Source organism: Anaerotignum lactatifermentans, assembly GCF_014982935.1.
In the GTDB taxonomy this organism is placed as follows: Bacteria; Bacillota; Clostridia; order Lachnospirales; family Anaerotignaceae; genus Anaerotignum; species Anaerotignum lactatifermentans.
The window spans coordinates 1-22,739 of sequence record NZ_JADCKK010000038.1 but is presented as its reverse complement, the minus strand read 5'-3'; the positions used below and the strand labels follow the sequence as shown (position 1 = coordinate 22,739).

Below are 22,739 nucleotides of genomic sequence, written 5' to 3'. Positions count from 1 at the left end.
AAACCTCCTATGCTTTCTTGTGTCTTGGCGGACTCAAGATAATTATAGCATAGGAGGTTTTTGCTTGAAGCTGAAGCTCACTGATTCCCCCGGCATAGCCGGGGGTTTTTATTGGATTCACCAATAAGAACGCTGGAATCAAAATTCCAGCGTTCTTTATTTTCTGTTTAGTTGCCGCATTCAATACTGATGGAAGTAAATACATCCAGAATATCGTCGATATTTGTATTTTTCTTCTCTTCATCAGCTTTGTCCATAACAATGCCGCCTTTGTCCATCATAATCAGACGGCTGCCATATTCTACCGCATAGCGCAGGTTATGGGTAACCATCATGGCTGTCAGCTTCTTTTCTTCCACAACCTTATGGGTCAATTCCATAATGATTTCCGCTGTTTTCGGGTCCAGCGCTGCTGTGTGTTCGTCCAGAATCAGAAATTCGATGGGTGTCAATGTGGACATAATCAGGGATGCTGCCTGACGCTGACCACCGGACAATGCACCAAGTTTTACATGCATTTTATCTTCCAGCCCCAGTCCCAGAATGGAAAGCTGTTCTCTGTAATAATTTTCCCTTGCTTTATTGATGCCAAAGCCCAGACCAAAATGTTTGCCTTTATGATCTGCCAAAGACATATTTTCCAGCATAGTCAGATTAGGGCATGTACCCATGGAAGGATTCTGATACACACGACCGATGGTACGATATCTCTGGAAGTCCTTCATTTTGGAAATATCCTTGCCGCCAATGAGAACCTGTCCCCCTTCGATGGGGATGGTGCCGCAGATAATGTTCAGCATAGAAGTTTTGCCGCTGCCGTTACTGCCAACGATGGAAACAAATTCCCCGTCTTTTACAGTCAGATTAAAATCGTCAAACAGGCACATTTCTGTAACTGTACCCGGATTATATACTTTTTTGATATGTTTCAGTTCAAGCACGATCTTCGCCGCCTTTCTGTTTGTTGCCCAGTACCAGAACCACCAGGAACAATACTGCTGTTGCCAGTTTCAGCAGGTTTGCGGGCAGCCCCAGACTGATGGCAACCTGAATACAAGCCTTATAGAACACACTGCCGATGAGCACTGCTGTTGTTGCCTTAAAGAAGCTGAGTTTGCGGAACAGTGTTGTACCGATGATAACTGCTGCCAGACCGAATACCACCTGACCAGTACCCATGGTGCTGGAGAATGCACGCTGTTCCTGACAAACAACTGCACCGGAAAGGGCAACCAATGCGTTGGCAATGACCAGACCAAGAAGTTTTACATTGCCTTTATCTTTTGCCAATGTTGTAACCAGTGTTGCGTTATCCCCAACGGCACGAAGCAAAAGACCACTTTTTGTTTTCAAATACCAATCCAGAATCAGTTTCACTACCACTGCCAGAACCAGAGCCACCACAAATTTCCGATAAATCAGGGAGCTACTGCCCATGATTGCCATAATGGGACCGGAAGTGAAAATAGTATCAATACTCCGTTCAATTGCCAGGTTAGAACCTGCAATCTGAAGGTTGATGGAGAACAATGCTGTCATGGTGATGATACCTGCCAGCAGGTCTCTTACACCCAGTTTTACATGGATAAAGCCTGTCACAAACCCTGCTACAGCACCAATGAAAAGAGCTGCTAACAGTGTCACAAAAGGATTCACGCCTTTGACCAGCATCACAGCTGTCACAGCTGCCCCCAGAGGAAAGCTGCCATCTACAGTCAGGTCGGGAAAATCCAAAATTTTATAGGTGATATATACGCCGTAGGACAACAGGGCATAGATAAAGCCCTGTGTCAACGTGCTGATACATAATTCCATCATTGCATTCATAACAGAAAACCCTCTCTCTTGCTATTTCTTATTCAGCGGTTACGTCAATAGCTTCCGCTGCGATATCTTCGGGTAATGTCAGACCCATAGCTGTCAGTACATCAGGATTATAGTAGATTTCAGAATCAGTAATGGTTTCGTAAGGCATTTCTTCTGCTGTTGCTTCGCCTTTCAGAATTTTCGCTGCCATTTCGCCTGTTCTCTTGCCCAGTGCTACATATTCAATACCTGCGGATGCGATACAGCCAATTTTTACCTGTTCGATTTCACTGCCATATACAGGGATGCCTGCATCATTTGTTTTTTCCAGAATGGAGGGCAGAACGCCTACCACGTTGTTATCTGTCAGGTTTGTCATGCAGTCAACGCCTTTAGAAATCATAGTATCTGCTGCCTGCAGAACTTCGGACTGCTGCATAACGCCAATGGCTTCGATGGTAAAACCATATTCAGGAGCTTTTGCCTGATATTCTTCCACTGCGGAAACAGAGTTGGGTTCGCTTGTGGTGTAAAGGATACCAATTGTTTTTGCATCGGGCTGCAGGGCACGAATCAGTTTCAGCTGTTCTTCGATGGGAAGTTTATCGCTGGTACCAGTGATATTGCCGCTGTCCAGTTTTGCTTTCACAGGGTCTGTAATTGCTGTGAAAATAACGGGAATGTTTTTATCTTCTGCCGCTGCATAGCAAGCTGTTGCGGAGTTTGTTGCGATACCACACATGAGCGCTACGTTGTTTGCAGAGAAGTTCTGAGCGATCTGCTGTGCGATGGTATCATCGAAACCTGCGTTCTGATAATCAATCACATAGTCTACACCTTCTACCAAACCGCTTTCTTCCAGACCAAGCAGGAAGCCTTCACGGCAGTTATCCAAAGAAGCATGCTGCCCATACTGAGAAATACCGATTACAGGTACATCGCCGTTTGCGCTGTCACCGCTGCCACTGCCGCCGCAGCCTGTGAGCGCTGCCATTGTCATTACTGCTGCCATTGCCAAAGCCATCATTTTTTTCATAAGTAATCTCTCCTTTAATCAAATCAAAATATTGGGTTATCTCTTTATCTTTGTACCTTGTCAATGGCTGCGCCATCGTCTTCCTGTCTGATTCATATCAATCCCTCCCGGCAATAAAAAAAGTCCTGTCGCCATATTTCTATGGGACAAGACTGGTTATCCTGCGGTACCACCCAAATTGATGAGATTCCATCCACTTTGCCTGCACATTCATGCAGTCCGCCAGGGTAACGGGCGCGGTTCCCGTCGGTTACTACTCGCTTGCGCTTTCGTCCGCCCTCATAAGTCCATTCATTTTACGCTGACTGTCGTTTTCCCACCATCCACGACTCTCTGAAAGTGCAGTCTGTAAAACTACTCCTCTTAATCACAGGTTTTCCTTTTTTCGATAGTGTTATTATAACACTCCAACCCTATTTGTCAATACCTTTTCCAGATTAAAATTTCAGCTCCTCCGCATCCACATAAGCCGTTGTTCCGTCTTTTCGCACAATGCGGTAATCCTTGAAATCCGGCAAATCTGCCAGCAAATAAGGCGAAGACGCTAAATTTTCAATAATGGCTACAGGCTGACCTGTGGCTACTTCCACTGCTTCATCCAAAATAAAACGGTTCCATTCATCTGACCAGAAAAAGCGTTCTACCACGACGCGGCTGTCTTTTTCTTGGAACGTATCATCTGCCGGCACTTCCCCTTCTCCTTTGTCATCAGATTCCAGATAACTCTGGTAACGGGTGATGGTAAGGGAGGGTTCCTCTCCGCCAGTCCATTTGCTTTCTGTTTCCTCCGTCACACGCCGCCACAGACTTGGCTCCTGTAATTCCCCTTTATTCCACAGGTTATTCCAGCTGGATTCGATTTTCTGGGGTGTATTCAGCACATCCTGATACTCTTTCCCATCAAAAACATAGCCTCGCAAAATATCTGACTGTTCAAAAGAACCCAAGGACTGATTCACCTGTTCCCGCACAATGACAATCTCCTTTTTCAGTTCCGGCACAGGGACAAAGCGGATATTCTGCACACCGTAAAAATCCCCCAAATCGCCTGTATACTCATAAACATTTCCGTCAGCAGTATAAGCTGCCACAACAGTGTTTTTTGGACCAAAACTTACGGTAACGATGGCATCCTGTGGATTTCCCGTCACATCGCTTCCCAGATACACCGTTACATCTCCCAGATCCCGCAAGTCATACTGTCTGCTGCGCCCTGTGGATTCCAGCACGCTTCTGGCAATTTCTTCTTTATTTTCCAATGTATTGGGATTATCTATCTGTTTCTGGGTCAAATCCCCCTCTGTCTGTCCAAAAATACCTACGGTATATCCGCCCAAAAGTACTGCCGCAGAAACTGCCAACACCAGTTTTTTTCGTTTCATATCCACCCCTCCCCCTTCACCTTATGCCGGAAGGAGGTAAAAAAAGACCATTCTATTTCCATCAAAAAAGGGATACACCTCTTTCAGGTCTATCCCTTTTCTTTTTATCCAATTTTCAGTTGGCTGACCAAGTGTCCATTTTTCATTACCTGACGGAAGATCACATATCCCACACAGGATACTGCCAGAAATTCACCAAGCGCAATGGTGCCTGCTGTCAAGAACAGCGGTGCGTTTTGCAGCAGATAGTATTCCACGCCCAGAAAAGCGTTGCAGAATACAGGCCAAAGGCTTGCGATAAACAAGTTTTTGCTGAAATGGGTGATGCCATAGAGCGTTGCTGCGGTACAACAAGTACCGAAGACTGCATCCACCATGCCCAGCGGACTGAAGCAGTTTGCAATGAAACAGCCCAGAATCAAGCCAGGTGCATACCGTTTGTCCACAAAAGCCAACAGCGCCAATATTTCGGAAAAACGAATCTGAATCATACCGTAGCTTAAGGGCGCAACCCCTACTGTCAACACCGCATACACTGCCGCTACCAGCGCCGTATATGCCAACATTCTTGTTTTACTTCCATTTTTTTGCATAAAAAAACCCCCTGTTTTTTATTTTTGAGATGGTGGGACTTTCGTCCTTCGCAAGGAACATCTCATCACACTATGTTTTTTTCTGCCAAAGCAGCTTATATATTATACACGAAATCCCGCAGGATCGCAATAAAAACGCAGCACCTGTGTATTCCACAAGTGCTGCTTTCTATAAGTTCTCAAATGCTCTTTTGTAGAATCAATAATAATGAAATAATTCCGAATTAAGATAATGCTGCTGCCAATTCGTTTACAGCTGCTTCTTCGTCACTGCCTTCTGCCAGGATATTTGCGCGCTGACCTTCTGCCATTTCCAGAGCAATGATGCCCATAATGCTTTTTGCACTTACTTTTTTGTTGTCAATGGCAATTTTAATATCGCTCTGAAATTTACCTGCTGTCTGTACGAAGAAAGCTACTTGTCTTGCATCCAGTGCTGATTTGATGATAACTGTCTTTTCTGTCATTTTCCTTCACCTTTACCCTCTCTCAAAGTTTCTGCGATGGCGCTGATCTTACGCAGCCGGTGATTTACGCCGGATTTTCCTAACGGCTCCGACAAACAACTTCCCAGTTCTTTCAGACTTTTCTCTGGATATTGCAAACGCGCCTCTGCCAGTTCTGCCAGCTGTGGCGGTAATTTTTGCAGCCCCATGGTACTCTGAATGAACATAATGTCCTCCAGCTGCTTTACTGCGGCTCCTACAACTTTATTCAAGTTGGCTGTTTCGCAGTTTACTTTACGATTGATATCATTGCGCATTTCCTTCACGATGCGGACATTTTCCAGTTCCATCAGTGCCAGATGCGCTTCCATCACATTCAAAAGGTCAACAATCTGTTCGCCTTCTTTCAGATATATCACTTCATGATCCTTACGCGTAACGGTCTTGGCTTCCAAACCGAATGAATTGACCATTTCCTGCAGATCAGCTGCAAGAAGCGGACTGTTTACAACAAATTCCAGATGATAATTCTTTTCAGGATTATTTACGGAACCTGATGCAAGAAACGCACCGCGCAGGTATGCCCGTCGGCAACAGACTGCTGCTGTCACAGGCGGATAAATCCGATCAAAAGTCACTGTCTGTTCTCTGTCCTTATGTAAAATGCCCGTTGCCATAAGCACACGTGCCGCATCGAAAGCATTGCGAATCAGGAGCAGATAAATCCGTCGTCTTTTACCGCCCGAACGTACAGATATATCAACTCTAATATTAAAAGTATTTTGTAATAATGTAAAGCACTTTTTCGCGACGAGAAAATTCTCTGTTTGTATTTTTAAACAAAAAGTTTTGCCAAAACTGGCAATCCCTCCACATATATTTACAATGGCAGACAATTCCGCAATTTGGCAATGGCGGGCATTCCCAAAATGTGCGGACAACTCCTCTTTTACCTTATAGGAAAATGACAAATTTGTAGTTTCCGTCATGGTTTTCTCTCCACATTCACTCTTCTTGATTTAACCTTTTCTCTTTGCGTCTTTTTCCACGTCGTTATGCTTCAGGAGCACCGTGTGTTCCTTCTGGCACAACGCTGTGAAAAGGGCATTTGCCAGTGTTACAGAACGATGTTTGCCGCCGGTACAGCCGATGCTGATAACCAGACTGTTCTTACCTTCTTTGATATAATGGGGGATCAGAAATTCCAGCATATCCACCAGCTTGTCCAGAAATTCGCGGCTTTCCGCAAAGCTCATGACATAGTCGCTGACAGGGCTGTCATTGCCAGACAACTCCTTCAATTCCGGGATGTAGTAAGGATTTGGCAGGAACCGCACATCAAATACCAGATCACTGTCCGCAGGAATACCATATTTGAAGCCAAAAGAACAAACGGTAATCACAAGGCTTTCAAATTTCTCATTATCCTGGAAAATACGGTTGATCTGTTCTTTCAGTTCTCTCGTCAAAACATTGCTGGTATCGATGATATAAGTTGCCTTCGCCTTCACTTCCCGCAGCATTTCCCGTTCTTTGGAAATACCTTCTTCAATAGAACCTCTTCTGGACAAAGGATGACTTCTTCTGGTTTCCTTATACCGCTTGATGAGTACGCTGTCCGATGCATCCAAAAACAGGATTTCATAATCATAACCATTTTCCTGCATCTCAAACAGCACAGAAAACAGGTCATAGAACAACTTGCCGCCGCGGATATCAATCCCAATGGCAACCCTCTCAAAACCGCCGTCCTGTTCATAACAAAGCTCCGCAAACTTCGGCAAAAGTGCAGGAGGCATGTTATCTACGCAAAAATAGTTGATATCTTCCAAAAATTTCAGTGCGGAGGTTTTCCCTGCCCCCGACATACCTGTTACAATTACAAACCGCATACAAGATACACCTCTCTTTCGTATCTCTTACCGTTCCCCAACAATCTTCACTTCTGTTTCCAGTGTTACGCCAAACTGCTCCTGCACTGTTTTCTGGCAGAAAGCAATCAAATCCAGAATATCTTTTGTGGTGGCACCACCGATATTGACAATAAAACCGGCATGTTTTTCAGAAACCTGAGCACCGCCGATGGTTTTGCCTTTCAATCCTGCATCACTGATGAGTTTTCCTGCAAAATATCCTTCGGGGCGTTTGAAGGTACTGCCTGCGCTGGGATACTGCAAGGGCTGTTTTTCCCGACGCTGCTGTGCCAGTTCTGCCATCCGTTCCCGGATTTCCTGTTCATTTCCTTTTTTCAGCTGCAATTTGCCGCCCAGCACGATGTATCCTTTTTCTGGTACAATGCTGTGACGATAGGACAAGTCCAGTTCTTCCACAGGGATTGTTTTTACTTCCAAATCTTCTGTCAGCACATCTGCGGAAAGAAGCACGTCCTTCATTTCTCCGCCGTAAGCGCCTGCGTTCATAACGACAGCACCGCCGAAAGTACCGGGAATACCGGAAGCAAATGCCAATCCTTCCAGAGAAGCGTCTGCCGCCTGTGCCGCTGCCGCTGACAGCAATGCACCGCAGTCCAATGTCATTTCTGTACCATCTACGGAAATATGCTGCATCCGCTGATAAAGCTGGATGACTGCACCGCGGATGCCGCCGTCACCTATCAGCAGATTGCTGCCATTACCAATGACCATATAAGGCACATTGTGTTCCCGCAGCAGCGCAATGCTTTCTTTTAGTTCTGTACGATTCTGGGGCATCAAAAACAAATCTGCCGGACCGCCAGTTCTGAAGGTCGTATGTTTCGCCATGGATTCCTCTGTGCGAAAACCTTCTTCTCCCAACAAATCCAACAGCTTTTTCTTCAATTCTTCCATCATGGTTTATTCCTCCGATTTTTGCATACTTGCCAAAATCCGCTGTTCCAGTTCCTTGGCAGTGTTTGTTCCCATCTTCTTCTGACGGTTGGTGATGGCTGCCGATTCACAAATGACAGCGACATTTCTGCCGGGACGAATGGGAATAGTGTTACAAAGCACTTTATTCCCCAAAATGTCAATGTATTCCTCGTCCAGACCAATGCGGTCATAAGTCCCCGGTGTACCGTCCCACATTTCCAAACGGATCACAAGGTCAATGGTCTTTTTCAGTTTTACTGCACCGACACCAAAGAGTTCTTTTACGTTGATGATGCCGATACCTCTCAGTTCAATGAGATAACGAATCAGTTCTGGACAGGTACCTACCAGTGTCCGATCAGCAATCTTTTTGATTTCCACCGCATCATCGGCAATCAAACGATGTCCACGCTTAATCAATTCCAGAGCGGTTTCACTTTTGCCGATACCGCTGTCGCCAGTAATCAGAACCCCTTCCCCATAAATATCCAGCAGCACACCATGGATGGTTTCCCGCTCTGCCAATTCATTATGGAGCCACGCAATCAGTTCTGCCACAAAATTGGTTGTGGTGTCTTTGCTGCGGAAAATGGGGATTCCATATTTTCTGCCATAGTACAGCATTTCCGGAAAGACTTCCAGATTCTTACAGATAATCAGGCAGGGAATGTGATATTCAAACAGATGGCAAATGGCCTGTCTGCGCTGTTCCGGGTCAAGGGTCAGCAGATAACTGTGTTCTACCCGACCGATGATCTGCACCCGGTCATTATCAAACCGTTCATAAAATCCTGTCAGCTGCAGAGCAGGACGATTGACTTCTTTACGATTGATAACTCTGCCATCCAAATTGATTTCCGGCAGGATATTTTCCAAATTAAAATGTTCCAAAAATTTCTTGATTGATGCCGAATACATATCCGCACTCCTTTCACTCTGACTGAACCGCCGATTTTTCTTTCTCTATGTCGATTCCACGGAAGAAAGCGTAAACCGCTTCCGCCGCAGGGATAGTCATTTCTTCCACTTCCAGCAAATCTGCCACTTCTGCTTCCGCGATTTTTTCCACAGAGCCAAAGTGACGCATCAAAGCTTTTCTTCTTACCTGACCAATGCCTTTGATTTCATCCAATGCAGAATGCAAAGACTGCTGCTGGTGCAGTTTGCGATGATAGGCGATAGCAAAGCGATGGACTTCATCTTGGATTCTTGTCACCAAACGAAATCCTTCTGATGTGAGGGGCATGGAAATTTCTTTTTCCTGAAAAAACAGCCCTCTGGTACGGTGTTTGTCATCTTTTACCATACCACAAACAGGGATTTCCATACCAAATTCTGCTAAAATTTCCTCCGCTGCATGGACTTGTGTTCTGCCGCCGTCCATAAGAATCAAATCCGGTAAACGGGTGAAACTGCTGCTTTTGCCCTCTGACTTTTCTCTGATGGCATGATTCAGACGACGAGTAATGACCTCCTGCATGGATGCAAAGTCATTAGGACCTACCACCGTTTTAATCTTAAACTTGCGATAATCGCTGTATTTTGCCTTACCATCCTCAAAAACCACCATGGAGCCAACGGAAGCAAAACCCTGTGTATTGGAAATATCGTATGCTTCCACACGATGGAGCATCTGGGGCAGACCAAGAGCCTGGCGGATTTCTTCCATTGCACCTTTGGTGCGCTGTTCTTCCCGTTTCATTTTCTCACCAAACTGTTCAAAGACGATATTGGCATTTTTGTAAGCCAGTTCCACCAGCTTCTGTTTTTCCCCTTTGATGGGCACGGTAATGGTGACTTTACTGCCTCTGCGTTCTGCCAGATATGCTTCCAAAAGGGGGGCTTCTTCTGGCGTCAAAGGCTCCTGCAATATAATTTCTTTGGGAATATGGGCGGTGCCGCTGTAAAACTGCTCCACAAAAGCCGTCATAACTTCACTGCGGCTCTGTTCTTCCGGTGCAGACAAATTGAAATTCTCTCTGCCAGTCATTTGTCCATCCCGAATGAAGAACACCTGCACCAGACACTGCGAAAATGCCCGTACAAAGGCAATAACGTCCGCTTCCTGCAAGGACATATTCGCCATTTTCTGTTTCTGCGCCACACTTTGGATAGCCATAATCTTATCCCGGAGGGCTGCGGCTTTTTCAAACTCCATTTTTTCTGCCGCTTCCATCATTTCCGCTTCCATACGCTTGCGGATATCATCATGTCTGCCTTCCAGAAAATCCATGGCATCTTTTACATAAGCGCCATATTCCTCTTTGGTCACATTTCCACTGCATGGTGCCAGACATTGACCAATATGGTAATTCAGACAAGGACGTTCTTTCCCGATATCTCTGGGAAAGACCTTTTTGCATTTTCGAATGGGAAACAGCTTATGGAGGGTTTCCACAGTTTCTTTCATTGCCAGTACATCCGTAAAGGGTCCATAGTATTTCGCTTTATCCTTTTCCCGTCTGCGTGTGGCAAAAATCCTCGGAAAATCCTCCTGTACCGTCACTTTGATATAAGGATAGGTCTTATCATCCTTCAGCATAATATTATAATGGGGGCTATGCTTTTTGATGAGGGTACACTCCAGAATCAAAGCCTCCATTTCTGAATCGGTGACAATATATTCGAATTCCTTGATATGGGGCACCATGGTGCGGGTCTTTGCCGTATGATTCCGGCTGCTTTGGAAATACTGCCGCACGCGGTTCCGCAGATTGATGGCTTTTCCCACATAGATAATCTCTCCGGCTTCGTTTTTCATCAGGTATACACCGGGTTTCTGTGGAAGTTTTTTCAATTCCTCTGCAATATCGAACATATTCTCACCTCTTTTTTCGTAAATTTTTTCTTGATATTTTTCTTTCTTTCGTTTTTTCTGACAAAAACAATTACTTTTATTATAGCACAAAACCCATATACAAAAAAGCCCTTTTGCCTTACGGCAAAAGAGCCATTGTTTACATCAAATGCAATTTTTTGCTCAGACGAATCAGTCTGCCGCCCATAGGAATGGACTGCAAATCTTCTTCCTGAATACCGCCAATAATCAGCATAATCAAGCCATAAACCACGATTGCCAATACAATGGCAACCAATGTGCAAAGGGTATTGCTAGGTACAAAGTGATACAGACCGAAGTATACACCCAATGCGGCAATACCCATGACAATAGAGCCAAGGATGGGTTTTAACAAAATACGTTTGAAGTCAAAACGCACTTTCGTAATCCGTGACAGCATATAAACGTCAAAGATAGATGCCACCAGATAACAGCCTGTAGTGGACAATACGGCGCCGATGATATTCAACGCAGGAATGGGGATTAAAATTGCGTTGAGGATTACTTTCATCACTGCGCCCAACAGTGCACCTACAACAGGTACTCGGATGTGTCCAATACCCTGCAAAATCCCGGTTGCTGTCTGGCACAAAGCCAGGAAAATAATAGAAATCGCACCAACTGTCAGCAAAATGCCACCATCGGAAGCCTTCGGGAACAACATGGCAATGATCTGAGGTCCCAAAACACCGATACCCACTGCCGCAGGCACAGAAATGATCATGGAAATACGCATAGTCAGATTCATTTTCCGGTTCACCTGTTTCCGCTCACCCAAACGATTAGATGCCGCAATGCTGGGCAGTACCGCAGTTGCAATGGATGAGGAAATGGCAACAGGCAGTGTTGTCAGTGTTACATATTTCCCGGAAAGCTGACCATATAAAACGGTGGCTTCTGTTTCGGAGTAACCGGAAGCTGTCAAAATCCGCATAACCATACCAATGTCGATGAGGTTGGTCATACTGAATACAGCGGTACCAACGATGATAGGCCAAGCTGTACCCATCAGTCTTTTTACCAGTTCTGTTCTGGTTTCTTCATAAGGCTGACGACAGATTTTCGCTCGGCGCAGCAGATAAGGGCGAATCATCATATAGCTGATGAACACGATGACCAGACCTGCCAATGCGCCAATACCGGTACCCATGGTACCGCCGGCTGCACCCAATGCGATATTTTCCGTTTCACCTTCTGGAATAAACATACCTAAGAAGATATATGCCAGATATACGCTGAAAAAGGCGTTAAAAATCTGTTCCACAATCTGAGAAATGGCTGTGGGCACCATGGTATTCATGCCTTGGAAATATCCGCGGTACACGGACATAATGGCAACGATAATCAGTGTTGGACAGAGGGACAAAATACAGTAATAACTGTCCGGTGTTTTCACCAGTGCCGCTGTCTGTCTGGCTGTCAGTGCCATCAAAATGGCAAAGATCGTGCCAAGAGAAGCAGAAACAATCAAAGAGGTCTGGAATACCCGATGGGCATTGCGGTACTGCCGCAGTGCCAAACGCTCGGAAACCAGCTTGGAAATGGCTGCAGGCAGACCCGCAGAGGACAAAATCAGCAAAAAGGTATAGATATAATACCCCATACCATAGATGCCGTTTCCTTCGTCCCCCAGCATATTGGTCAGGGGCAGACGATAGACAAAGCCCAGGAAACGCACCAGCATCCCTGCCGATGCCAGAATCGCTGCCTGTTTTACAAATGAACTTTTTCCTTTCGTTCTTGCCGCCATATTGCACCTCTTATCCCATTACAACAGGTTTATTTCCCGTGAATTCTGAATTTTCTGCGCTGGTTGCAGTCCAGGATTCTTTTCCGCATACGCAGGCTCACAGGTGTTACTTCCAACAATTCATCATCGCTGATGAATTCCATGCACTGTTCCAAAGACATCTGGATGGGCGGTGTCAGACGCAGCGCCTCATCGGAACCAGAGGAACGTGTATTTGTCAGCTGTTTTTTCTTACATACGTTGATATCCATGTCATCTGCTCTTGCGTTTCTGCCGACGATCATACCTTCGTAAACTTTTACGCCGGCGCCGATGAACAGATCGCCTCTTTCCTGGGCGTTATACAGACCATAAGTGATAGCTTCGCCGCTTTCAAAAGCAACCAGAGAACCCTGAGAACGAGTAGGAATTTCACCTTTATAAGGTTCATAACCATCAAATACGGAGTTCAGGATACCATTGCCTTTTGTATCTGTCATAAATTCACTGCGGTAGCCAATCAGACCACGAGCAGGAATGGAGAATTCCAGACGAGTGTATCCGCCTTTTGCGGGATACATGTTTGTCATTTCACCTTTTCTGCCGCCCAGTTTTTCGATGACATTCCCCACAAATTCTTCAGGTACGTCAATGGTAACGGCTTCCATAGGTTCACATTTTTTACCGTCGATTTCCTGGAACAAAACTTCAGGTTTGGAAACCTGGAATTCATAGCCTTCTCTGCGCAGTGTTTCAATCAGAATAGACAGATGCAGTTCCCCACGACCAGATACTTTCAGCGCATCCATGGAATCTGTATCTTCTACACGCAGGCTGACGTCTGTATTCAGTTCTTTATACAGTCTGTCACGCAGATGACGGGATGTGACGAATTTTCCTTCTGTTCCCGCAAATGGACTGTCATTTACGGAGAATGTCATGGAAATGGTGGGTTCGGAAATTTTTACGAAAGGCAGCGCTTCCGGTTTCAAAGGAGAGCAGATGGTGTCGCCGATCATAATATCTTCTATACCGCTGAGTGCAACAATGCTGCCCACACTTGCTTCTTTCACTTCCACACGCTGCAGACCGTCAAATTCATACAGCTTTGTGATACGAACCTTTTTCTGTGTTTCTGTATTATGCATGTTCAATACCACCACTTCATCATTGACATGGATGGTACCGTTTTCGATTTTACCAACACCGATTCTGCCTACATATTCGCTGTAGTCGATGGTGGAGATCAAAGCCTGCAGAGGCGCTTCTACATCGCCTTCGGGAGCAGGAATATGGTTGATGATTGCTTCAAACAGGGGTTTCATATCCCCTTCTCTTGCTTCGGGATCTTCGGAAGCATAACCGCCTCTTGCAGATGCGAAAACAAAAGGAGAATCCAGCTGGTCGTCATTTGCGTCCAGTTCCATAAACAGTTCCAGAACTTCGTCCACAACATCTGCGGGACGTGCTTCCGGTCTGTCCACTTTATTTACACAAACCACAACGGGGTGGTTCAGTTCCAATGCTTTGCGCAGTACAAATTTTGTCTGGGGCATAGGACCTTCAAAAGCGTCTACCACCAGTACAACACCGTCTACCATTTTCAGTACACGTTCTACTTCGCCGCCGAAGTCCGCGTGACCCGGTGTATCGATGATATTGATTTTTGTATCGCCGTAATGAACGGCAGTATTCTTAGACAAAATGGTAATGCCGCGTTCTCTTTCGATATCGCCGCTGTCCATAACACGTTCCTGTACCACCTGATTGGAACGGAAAATACCGCTCTGGCGCAGCATCTGGTCTACCAATGTGGTTTTGCCATGGTCTACGTGAGCAATAATCGCAACATTTCTGATGTTTTCAATTCTCTGTTTCATAAGTTAATTTCTCCATCTCCATTCACTTTTCATACGTACATCATAGTATTCTATCACAGCAGTTGTTTTGATGCAATCAATGTACGGAAAAAAATGTCTATTTTCCGCGATTTTTCGCACAAAAAAGCCCTGCGGCATACCGCGGGGCTCTTGTGACTAACCGATGTTATATTATATTTCTCAATGCAAAACTGCATCAACGGACTATAAATAAGATTGATTAAGCCTTTACTACGTTTGCAGCCTGAGGGCCTTTTGCACCCTGTACTACTTCGAATTCTACTTCCTGACCTTCTTCCAGAGTTTTGTAACCATCAGCCTGGATTGCGGAGAAATGTACGAATACATCATCTTCGCCGGGAACGGAAATAAAACCGAAACCTTTTTCTGCGTTAAACCATTTTACTGTACCTTTTTTCATTGATGAAATCCTCCTACTTGGAAAAAAAATAAAAATTTGTTACATCCCGATACTACCATATATTTCTAAGAGTGTCAATCTATATTTCCCCTTCAGAGTTTTCATTTATATTACATTGTACGACAAGAAAAGCCAGTATTTTAGGGCATTTGATAATTTTCGTCCTCCAGCAGATTTCCTGCGGCAATGGCACCTCTTGCCAGCTCGTCACAGCGCTCATTTCCGGGGTTATCTGCATGACCTTTCACCCATTGGAATGTGACCTGATGGCGCTCCAGCTGAACCAACAAACGTTCCCACAAATCCACATTGGAAGCTCTTTCCTTTTTATTGCGGTACCAGCCATTGGCTTTCCATTTTGTCACCCAGCCCTTTTGGATAGCATCCACCACATACTTGGAATCGCTGTAAAGAGTTACCTGACAGGGTTCTTTCAAGGCTTCTAATCCTTTGATGACCGCCAATACCTCCATGCGGTTATTGGTCGTCAGGCGATACCCTTCCGATAGCTCTCTCTTGGTACCACCATAAATAAGTACCACGCCATATCCTCCTGCGCCTGGATTCCCAGAGCAAGCACCATCTGTATAAATCACGACTTTCTTCTGATCTTTGCTTTCTGCCTTTCTTTCGTGACTTTCCTTTTTCACTGAATTTCCCTTTTCTGCTGGAGCAGTCTGTTCTTTCTTATTTTCCTTCAGACTTTCCTCCTTCAAAAATGCTTCTGCAATGACAAGATCTTCTTTGGTAGTGATTTTAATATTGCGATAGCTGCCCATGACCACCTTTACCTGATGCCCCGCAAATTCTGCCACAGAAGCATCGTCTGTTCCCAAAAAACCATCTTTTTCCGCTTTCTCATAAGCATCGACGATAAGTGACCGCTGAAAGGTTTGGGGAGTCTGAATCTGCCACAATGTACTTCTGTCCGGTGTTTCCACAGCCATGCCATCAGCAGAGCAAACTTTAATGGTATCTTTTGCAGGCACACCAATGACAGCGCCGCCATATGCCTGTGCCGCTGCAATACTATCTGCAATCATTTCTTCTGTGACAAAAGGACGCACACCGTCATGAATCAATACAATATCCGTATCTTTTTCCACAGCTGCCAATCCATTTGCCACAGAATTCTGCCGTTCCTTACCGCCTTCCAATACAGCGGCAACTTTCTTCCAGCCATAGTTATCCCAAAGATGCTGCACATCCTCCTTACCGTCTGCACTTGCCATCAGCAGGATGTTATCTACCAACGGACTTTTTTCAAAAACATCCACTGTCCATGCCAGAATTTCTTTTCCGCAAACGGGCAAAAACTGCTTGCTGACTGCTGTCTGCATTCGTTTTCCTTTTCCTGCTGCCATAATAATGGCTGTGCAGCGAAGTTTTTCCCCCATGGTCATTCTCCTTCCAAAAAACAGGAGGCGCAAATCTTCTTACGCCTCCCTTCTCTTTTTTAAGCCGCTGTTACCATTTTTGTAAAGATCATTCTGCCTGCGGCAGTCTGCAATACACTGGTCACCATAACATTCTTGGTTTCCCCAATGAATTTATTGCCGCCATCTACAACGATCATAGTACCGTCATTCAAATACGCAACACCCTGTCCAGGTTCTTTGCCTGCTTTGATGATAGTCACCTGCATTTCTTCCCCTGGAAGCACCACAGGCTTGATGGCATTTGCCAATTCGTTGATGTTCAGGACACGAACCCCCTGAAATTCCGCTACTTTATTCAGGTTAAAATCATTGGTTACTACAAAAGCATCCAAACTTTCTGCCATTTTCAGCAGCATGGAATCCACTTCCATAGGCTGAGATGTGGTAAATTCCTGAATTTCTACAGGAACCATCAGCTGTTTTTGAATTTCATTCAAAATATCCAGACCCCTGCGTCCTCTGTTTCGTTTCAGACCATCAGCAGAGTCAGCGATGTGGCGCAGTTCTTCCAGCACAAAATCAGGAATGATGATTTTTCCTTCAATAAAACCAGTCTGGAGCAAGTCCATGATTCTGCCATCAATGATCACACTGGTGTCCAGAATCTTTGGTCTGCCATAGATTTCACTTTCCTGCTTCATGGGATTCTGCTGCATCAAAATACGCTGCAGATTTGTCACGTTGACCTCATCTTTTTTCTTTCTCGCCACGCGGAACCCCAGCACACCAAGCAGGATATTCAGCAGAACCACAATGAATGTGCCCATAGGACCAAAGCCGCTGAAGGCCAAACCAATCAGGTTGGCAATGACCAAACCGATCAGGCAGCCAAAAACGGAAAAGACCAGTTCCTTTACATTCATTCTGGAAAGTTTTTCCTCTGTCTGGGATAAACGCTTCATCAGCAGATCTGTCACTGACGACGAGATAATAAAATAAAATATGAGTCCGAATAAAATTGCCACTCCTGCCGGCAAATACGCCACAAAACGGTTCGGGCTGCTGAAATGGAATACATTCAGCTGCAGCACCAAGTGTACAATGGCAAACATTGCCGCCGTAACCAACAAGCTGATAATGATTTTTAACAGTCGTTTCATCTCTCTCACCTCCTATTGCACCAAATTCGGCAGCCTATGATAAAAATACAGAGGGCACGTTCCTGATCCGTTCAAAGAAAATTCCCTCTGTCGCACGTTTTGCCTATGGCATCATTTGAAATTTTCATCATCGCTTTACCGTAATCAAAGTTTATCAACTTTTTTATGGTTTGACAAGGTATCCCTTGGTATTTTTATGAAATTATTATATGAATCATCTTTCCTCACTCGACAAAAAATACATCGCTGTACGGAAAATCCCAAATTTTCCGCTGTTTTCCATCGATATAGTTTTTTATACTAGATTATCCGTTATTGTCTATTGCACTTCCTGTTTTCTTCTGCTATAGTAATAACAGCTAGTATTGATATCCATACAAGGAAAGGACGGACTTCATGCATTCATTTCAAATTTTTAGTGACGGTGCCTGTGATTTGACTCTCGAGGCACAAAACGCTTATCAAATTTCCACTGTCCCCTTCTATGTCTCTTTTGACGGAAAAACATATTTAAAGGAATTAAAAGAAGTGACTTTGGACCATTTCTATCACCATTTGATAGAGGAAAAAGGATTTCCGAAAACTTCTCTGCCTTCTGTCCACGACTTTGTGGAGGCTTTTACACCTGCACTTGAAGCGGGAAAAGACATCCTCAGCCTGCATATTACCCATACCCTCAGCGGCTCCATGCAGTCTGCACTGACGGCAAAACTCATGTTGGAGGAAGAATTTCCTAATGCCAAAATACATATTGTAGACAGTCACAATGCCACCGGCTCTCAGGCATTGCTTCTAATGGAAGCAGCACGAATGCAGCAGGAGGGAAAATCCCTAGAAGAAGTCGTTTCCTATTTGGAACAAGCAAAAAAAGATACCCGTATCATATTTATGATTGGTGGTCTGACCCATTTGCAGCATGGCGGCAGAATCGGCAAAATTGCCGCATTATCCAGTAATATTTTGAAAATCAAGCCTATCATCGTATTGCGGGATGGAGAAATCCACGTGGGCGGTGCTACCCGCAGCCGTAAAAAAGGCATTGCAGAACTGGTAAAACTGACAGCTGAGCATTTCCAGAAATCCGGTGAAAATCCAGCTGATTACATTGCCATGGTTGGTACCACAGATGTAACGGAAGAAATTGCTCCTACAGAAGCATTGCTCAAAGCAGAACTGCCGCAATTGGAGCTGGTATCTCCCCTTCAGATTGGCGCTACCATCGCCTCTCACACAGGTCCTGGCACCACAGGTATTTGTATTGCAAAACGATATGAATGCTATTCTTTATAAATTGCACAACAAAATCCCCCTTTTGATTCTATGAAAAAGGGGGATTTTTTGTATGTTTCTAGGAAAGAATCGATGATTTTTTTTACACAATTCCCAGCATCTTTAATTTTTCTTAATTGTTTTTTCGATCACAGTATAAATACACCAAAAACACAAAGTGTTTTGCTAGGAAATACGGTAATTTTGTATAGAGTTGCAAAGTTTACAAAAAAATACATCAGAATAATTTTCCTTACTTTTCGTAAAATTTCTTAAGTTTTTACCTCTTTTCAAAACCTGTTTACCATTGTAATATAATATTAGTACAGAATTTGAATTGCTTACATATGAGGTGAATTTTATGGAAAAAGAAAAATTTGTTGTAAAAGTGAAAAAGAACTATGGCGAAACATCCGTTGTTTCTGCAAGACTTCCCATGGAAATCGTGAAAAAACTGGATCATGCAGCAAATAACACTGGACGTACCAGAAACGAACTGATTCTTTTATGTATCGAATATGCCTTAACGAAATTAGAGGTAGAGGAATAATATATTTCTCTGCCTCTTTTTTGTTTTCGTAAATCTCATTAGGAAATGTTTTAGTAAATTATTTTCTAATTTTCCTATTATATATGCACTAAAAGTCAATTTTTTCCAATTTTGCCCGGATAGAAATGCTTCTGAAGGTTTGCATCTCATCAAAACGGATCAAATATGCCCCTCGTTCCATATCCACCTCTAGTATCGTCCCTTTTCCGAAAATAGGATGTTGTATCCGATCTCCTGAAATGAAACTTGCACCTTTTTCCTGTTCCTCCAAGTATTTCTCTTTTCCATCTATATAACGACGTGCCTCAGCATACCTATCTTTCGCCAGAGGTTCCGTATGAGTTAGATACTTTTCATCAATATCCAGCAAAAAACGGGAAGGATACCGCATAGAACCATCAAAGTTCCGTCCCTCTGCTTCTGACAGGAACAGTCCCTTTTTCGCTCTGGTAACTGCTACAAAAGCCAGACGCCGTTCTTCTTCCATTGCCTGTTTTGTGTTTGTTTTTCTGGAAGGGAAAATCCCTTCATTCATGCCACACAAAAAAACATAAGGAAACTCCAGACCTTTTGCAGAATGCACCGTCATCATACGTACCTGATCTTTTCCGCTTTCTACATCGTTGTTAGTAAACAATGCCACATGGGTCAAATAATGCTCCAATGTGGCTTCCTCTCCGCAAGTGGTTTCATATTCATAAACAGACTGCTTTAATTCTGCCAGATTGTCCAAACGCTCCTGACTGCCTTCTGTGCGCAGCATTTTTTCATATCCACTCAAGTCCAGAATCTCTGATAAAACTTCTGAAACGGGCCTTTCTGACGCATTGGATGCCAGGTTTTCAATCAAAGAAACAAAGCTCGCTGCCTTCGTCCCTTTCATCATTTCATGATCCAGATTCTTCTGCAAAGCATCGTATAAACTGCATTGGTTCTGCTCCGCATATTCCCGCAAAAACGCCATACGACGTTCCCCTAAATTCCGTTTGGGGACATTGGCAACCCTTGCAAAGGACAAATCATCCTTATATGCCAGCATACGTAAATAAGAAAGGGCATCTTTGATTTCCATCCGCCCAAAAAACTGGATGCCGCTGTAAATGGTATAGGGAATTTTTTCCTTGAGAAAGACCTCCTCAACGGTTCTGGTCAGATAATGGGCACGATATAAAATGGTAATATCTCTGTAAGGAACGCCATCCTCATGCAATTCCTCTATTTTCTTCGCCATCCACATCGCTTCTTCTTCCGCTGTTTTTCCATGATGACAAAAGACAGGCTTTCCGCCGGGAAGGGTCGGCAGTAAATCTTTCTGCATACGGTTTTTATTTTTAGCTATGAGCGAATTTGCCACAGAAAGGATTTCCGGCGTAGAACGATAATTTTCCATCATCATAATGGTTTTTACACTGGGAAAATGCTTGTCAAAATCCAATAAAAACTTCACATCGGCGCCACGCCATGTATAAATGGTCTGATCTGGATCTCCTACAATAAATAAGTTTTTATGATACCCACAAAGCACTTCCATCAAACGATATTGCAGTTTGTCAATATCCTGGAACTCATCAATCATAATGTATTCCAGCCGTTTCTGCCATTTTTCTCGTATTTCCTCATTCTGCTCAAAAATATAGAGGGTAAAAATAATCAGATCATCATAATCCAGTCCAAAACATTTTTTCTGCTGATAAAGATAGCCATAAAAAATAATATCGTTGGTTTCTACAGCTGTTCTATATTTTTCCTGCAACTCTTCCAAAGACATCTGAATCAAATCCAGATAATACAACGGTTCCTTTGTCAACTTTCGCATCTCAATCATATCTCTGGCTTTACTGAACGTCATATTGCGCAGGGTCAAACCGCGTTCTTCATAAATGATTTTCAGCATAGCATCAATATCTGCATGGTCCAGCACCAGAAAACTCTTGGGATATTGCACCGCATAACTGTCCTCCTGTAATACAGAAACGCAGAAGCCATGGAACGTATTGATATATCCTGTATCATTGTCCCCTGTCAGCAGATGGATTCTCTGACGCATTTCATTGGCGGATTTATTGGTAAAGGTCACACAGAGGATATTCCCCGGCAAAATTCCAATATCATTGACCAGATAGGCAAAACGCCGAGATAAGGCACGGGTTTTCCCGGAACCAGCTCCGGCTATGACACGTACCATTCCCTCCGTTGTGGTAACTGACTCATATTGCGCTGCATTGAGCCCCTGTAAAACGTCCTCCATATTGGTCTCCCCTTTCCAATGATTTCTTCTAGTATACAGTCTGCCTATAAATTCTTCAATGTTTTGACCATAAAAAAAGAACTGTAAGATTCTCTTCTTACAGCCCTGTATTTTCTTTTTTAGTTCTTCCAATATCTTTGACAGAAAAAATCGCAATAATCACCGCAATCACAACCACAGACCGCAATGTAGCAGAAACACTTTCCATAAAATAGTCTACCAAAATCATAGATACCATTGTCGACAACACATCTAAAATGAAAAATATCCCTCTGGCAAAACCAGCAGAAATTTTATTAAATGCCAAAAGTGCTTTTGGTATCCCTTTTGCAAGCAATTCCAAAGGCAGCCCAACCAATCCGGAAAAGATAAAAAAGAGCATCAGTTTCCAAACGGATTCATAATAAAACCCAAAAAAGTGCATGATCACGCCGCCAAAACAGGCTAGCACAAACACAATCAACAAAACAATTCCAAAAAGGAAACCATATCCAAGCATAGACCCCAAAAGGGATTTCATTTTCTTCATAAACGCATCTTCTTTCTTTTGACAAATTGAGTCGATGCGCACAATTCTATCACAAATGGATTTTTCCGTCAAATAAAATATAAAAAAAGAACTTCAAATCACTTTGAAGTTCTTCACTGGATTCCGGCGACCATCTACTCTCCCAGGCAGCTTCCCACCAAGTACCATCGACCGCTCAGGTCTTAACCGTCGTGTTCGGAATGGGAACGGGTGTGTCCCCTGAGCGCATCATCACCGGAAATATGTAATTCTTGAAGATCTACACCTTCAAAACTGAATACAATCCGTTAACGAGTCACCTGATGCTTACAAATCTTCGACCTAACACCGTAGGTGTCAGAGATGATTTGTATCAGGTGAGGTTAGTGGTCTTTTCTGTAGGAAAAGAAACAACCTCATTTCATAAAATCTTTTTATTAGGTCAAGCCCTCGATCTATTAGTATTGGTCAGCTGAACACATTACTGTGCTTACACCTCCAACCTATCTACCTCATGATCTTTAAGGGATCTTACTTCCGAAGAATGGGAAATCTTATCTTGAGGGCGGCTTCACGCTTAGATGCCTTCAGCGTTTATCCGTTCCATACATAGCTACCCGGCTGTGCAGTTGGTCTGCAACCGG

At 44.0% G+C, this 22,739-nt stretch carries 20 protein-coding genes, 2 rRNA genes, 1 pseudogene and 1 other annotated feature; of the genes and pseudogenes, 2 read left to right on the top strand and 21 right to left on the bottom strand.

Features of this window, described 5'->3' with window-relative positions; genetic code table 11:
- Positions 1-167: 167 nt before the first annotated feature.
- The 17 genes and pseudogenes from INF29_RS09830 to INF29_RS09755 form a co-directional block, all read right to left on the bottom strand.
- The gene (locus INF29_RS09830) at positions 168-941 is read right to left on the bottom strand and encodes an ABC transporter ATP-binding protein (RefSeq protein WP_072848703.1); all 774 of its coding nucleotides are present in this window, start codon (positions 939-941) and stop codon (positions 168-170) included.
- The gene (locus INF29_RS09825) at positions 934-1,815 is read right to left on the bottom strand and encodes an ABC transporter permease (protein WP_193486343.1); all 882 of its coding nucleotides are present in this window, start codon (positions 1,813-1,815) and stop codon (positions 934-936) included. Before INF29_RS09825 ends, INF29_RS09830 begins: the two co-directional genes overlap by 8 nt.
- A 40-nt stretch (positions 1,816-1,855) precedes the next feature.
- Positions 1,856-2,842, bottom strand: a complete 987-nt coding sequence (locus tag INF29_RS09820; RefSeq protein WP_072848705.1) for an ABC transporter substrate-binding protein — start codon at positions 2,840-2,842, stop codon at positions 1,856-1,858.
- Between the two features lie 139 nt (positions 2,843-2,981).
- Positions 2,982-3,222 (bottom strand) — a binding site (T-box leader).
- 57 nt (positions 3,223-3,279) lie between these two features.
- The gene (locus tag INF29_RS09815) at positions 3,280-4,224 is read right to left on the bottom strand and encodes a hypothetical protein (protein WP_072848707.1); all 945 of its coding nucleotides are present in this window, start codon (positions 4,222-4,224) and stop codon (positions 3,280-3,282) included.
- Between the two features lie 104 nt (positions 4,225-4,328).
- Positions 4,329-4,817, bottom strand: coding sequence for a QueT transporter family protein (locus INF29_RS09810; protein WP_193486341.1), 489 nt, complete (start codon positions 4,815-4,817; stop codon positions 4,329-4,331).
- A gap of 224 nt (positions 4,818-5,041) precedes the next feature.
- On the bottom strand, positions 5,042-5,284 hold the full coding sequence (locus tag INF29_RS09805; RefSeq protein WP_072848709.1) for an HPr family phosphocarrier protein: 243 nt from the start codon (positions 5,282-5,284) through the stop codon (positions 5,042-5,044).
- A complete protein-coding gene (gene whiA / locus INF29_RS09800; RefSeq protein ID WP_191344389.1) occupies positions 5,281-6,234 on the bottom strand; it encodes a DNA-binding protein WhiA in 954 nt (317 codons plus the stop codon). Before whiA ends, INF29_RS09805 begins: the two co-directional genes overlap by 4 nt.
- A 48-nt stretch (positions 6,235-6,282) precedes the next feature.
- Entirely contained in the window at positions 6,283-7,155 is an 873-nt protein-coding gene (gene rapZ / locus INF29_RS09795; RefSeq protein ID WP_072848712.1) for an RNase adapter RapZ, read from the bottom strand.
- A gap of 27 nt (positions 7,156-7,182) precedes the next feature.
- Positions 7,183-8,094: a UDP-N-acetylmuramate dehydrogenase gene (murB, locus tag INF29_RS09790; protein WP_087989062.1), complete on the bottom strand. Its 912-nt coding sequence runs from the start codon at positions 8,092-8,094 to the stop codon at positions 7,183-7,185.
- A 3-nt stretch (positions 8,095-8,097) separates the two neighbouring features.
- Entirely contained in the window at positions 8,098-9,030 is a 933-nt protein-coding gene (hprK, locus tag INF29_RS09785) for an HPr(Ser) kinase/phosphatase (RefSeq protein WP_087989063.1), read from the bottom strand.
- A gap of 13 nt (positions 9,031-9,043) precedes the next feature.
- Positions 9,044-10,930: an excinuclease ABC subunit UvrC gene (gene uvrC / locus INF29_RS09780; RefSeq protein WP_193486339.1), complete on the bottom strand. Its 1,887-nt coding sequence runs from the start codon at positions 10,928-10,930 to the stop codon at positions 9,044-9,046.
- A 139-nt stretch (positions 10,931-11,069) separates the two neighbouring features.
- Positions 11,070-12,701 carry a putative polysaccharide biosynthesis protein gene (locus tag INF29_RS09775; protein ID WP_193486336.1) on the bottom strand — a complete coding sequence of 544 codons (1,632 nt, stop codon included), beginning with the start codon at positions 12,699-12,701 and terminating at the stop codon, positions 11,070-11,072.
- A gap of 29 nt (positions 12,702-12,730) precedes the next feature.
- The gene (gene typA / locus INF29_RS09770) at positions 12,731-14,560 is read right to left on the bottom strand and encodes a translational GTPase TypA (protein WP_072848736.1); all 1,830 of its coding nucleotides are present in this window, start codon (positions 14,558-14,560) and stop codon (positions 12,731-12,733) included.
- A 220-nt stretch (positions 14,561-14,780) separates the two neighbouring features.
- Positions 14,781-14,981: a cold-shock protein gene (locus tag INF29_RS09765; RefSeq protein ID WP_022253973.1), complete on the bottom strand. Its 201-nt coding sequence runs from the start codon at positions 14,979-14,981 to the stop codon at positions 14,781-14,783.
- Positions 14,982-15,121: 140 nt separating this feature from the next.
- Positions 15,122-15,631, bottom strand: coding sequence for a ribonuclease HI (gene rnhA, locus INF29_RS15510; RefSeq protein ID WP_072848778.1), 510 nt, complete (start codon positions 15,629-15,631; stop codon positions 15,122-15,124).
- Between the two features lie 72 nt (positions 15,632-15,703).
- A pseudogene (gene ispD / locus INF29_RS15505) lies at positions 15,704-16,345 on the bottom strand (2-C-methyl-D-erythritol 4-phosphate cytidylyltransferase); the annotation flags it as partial.
- A 92-nt stretch (positions 16,346-16,437) separates the two neighbouring features.
- On the bottom strand, positions 16,438-17,520 hold the full coding sequence (locus tag INF29_RS09755) for a PIN/TRAM domain-containing protein (protein WP_072848738.1): 1,083 nt from the start codon (positions 17,518-17,520) through the stop codon (positions 16,438-16,440).
- A 396-nt stretch (positions 17,521-17,916) separates the two neighbouring features.
- Between INF29_RS09755 and INF29_RS09750 the strand changes: the two genes are divergently transcribed.
- Positions 17,917-18,810, top strand: coding sequence for a DegV family protein (locus INF29_RS09750; RefSeq protein WP_191344387.1), 894 nt, complete (start codon positions 17,917-17,919; stop codon positions 18,808-18,810).
- 340 nt (positions 18,811-19,150) lie between these two features.
- Entirely contained in the window at positions 19,151-19,339 is a 189-nt protein-coding gene (locus INF29_RS09745; RefSeq protein ID WP_022253968.1) for a ribbon-helix-helix protein, CopG family, read from the top strand.
- Between the two features lie 88 nt (positions 19,340-19,427).
- On the opposite strand, the gene INF29_RS09740 is transcribed toward INF29_RS09745, so the two are convergent.
- The 4 genes from INF29_RS09740 to INF29_RS09725 form a co-directional block, all read right to left on the bottom strand.
- A complete protein-coding gene (locus tag INF29_RS09740) occupies positions 19,428-21,587 on the bottom strand; it encodes an ATP-dependent helicase (RefSeq protein ID WP_193486334.1) in 2,160 nt (719 codons plus the stop codon).
- Positions 21,588-21,684: 97 nt separating this feature from the next.
- A complete protein-coding gene (locus INF29_RS09735) occupies positions 21,685-22,116 on the bottom strand; it encodes a YrvL family regulatory protein (protein WP_193486331.1) in 432 nt (143 codons plus the stop codon).
- Between the two features lie 121 nt (positions 22,117-22,237).
- Positions 22,238-22,355: ribosomal RNA gene (rrf, locus tag INF29_RS09730) — 5S ribosomal RNA — on the bottom strand.
- A 178-nt stretch (positions 22,356-22,533) separates the two neighbouring features.
- A 23S ribosomal RNA gene (locus INF29_RS09725) occupies positions 22,534-22,739 on the bottom strand; the annotation flags it as partial.